Below are 393 nucleotides of genomic sequence, written 5' to 3'. Positions count from 1 at the left end.
CAACCAGACGAAGTCGCGCATCCTGGCCGGGGACTTCAACAGCTACCCCGGCAGCGTCGAATGGAACATCATCACCGAGCGGCTGGCGGACGCCTGGATGGTCTCGCCGGTGGGGGCGGAGTTCACCTCTACAGGGAAGAACCCGTACCAGCGCTTAGATGCGGTGTTCGTCTCTAGAGACGTCTACGTGGTGCGCGCGGGCGTTCCCACGGACCTCGTCAGCCAAGCCGATACGGCGCTGGCTACAGACCACCTGCCTGTGCTCGCGGTAGTGCGGATTTGAGCCTCGAAACTACAGTCGTAGTACGACGGCTAGCGCCAGGGATCGAGGGCGAGCTTGCCCTCGGTCTGCCCGGCCTCGAGTTGCTGGAGCACCATCGCTCCCTCGCTAAG

1 protein-coding gene is annotated in these 393 nt (G+C 63.9%); it reads left to right on the top strand.

Going from position 1 to position 393, the window contains the following annotated elements; genetic code table 11:
* On the top strand, positions 1-283 hold a 283-nt coding region (locus GWK61_RS55510; RefSeq protein WP_194922408.1), incomplete at its 5' end, for an endonuclease/exonuclease/phosphatase family protein.
* Between the last annotated feature and the right edge of the window lie 110 nt (positions 284-393).

This window comes from Catenulispora rubra (assembly GCF_015356825.1).
GTDB lineage: Bacteria > Actinomycetota > Actinomycetes > Streptomycetales > Catenulisporaceae > Catenulispora > Catenulispora rubra.
This window is presented reverse-complemented; position numbering and strand designations above follow the sequence as displayed.